The sequence below is a fragment of the Xanthomarina sp. F2636L genome (genome assembly GCF_026410195.1).
GTDB lineage: Bacteria > Bacteroidota > Bacteroidia > Flavobacteriales > Flavobacteriaceae > Xanthomarina.
The window spans coordinates 1-220 of record NZ_JAPMLM010000039.1; the positions used below are offsets into that span (position 1 = coordinate 1).

At 38.6% G+C, this 220-nt stretch carries 1 protein-coding gene; it reads right to left on the bottom strand.

Going from position 1 to position 220, the window contains the following annotated elements:
- The coding region (locus OS191_RS00180; RefSeq protein WP_267153689.1) for an HYR-like domain-containing protein at nt 1-220 on the bottom strand (220 nt) is incomplete at both ends.

The following is a 220-nucleotide window of genomic DNA, read 5'->3' on the forward strand; positions in this document are numbered from 1 at the left end:
ATTCGATATCTATATTTGAAGCTTCAGTATTTATAACAGGAGCAATAGTATCCGTTACCGTAATAGTTTGCGATACCGAACTAGTATTGTTACAACTATCAGTAAATGTCCAAGTACGCGTAACGACTACGTTACAAGGATCAGAACTATCAGTTGAGTCAACAGGAGTTGCCACGACATCACCAGCACAGTTATCTGTTGCTGTTAAATCTATAGGAGC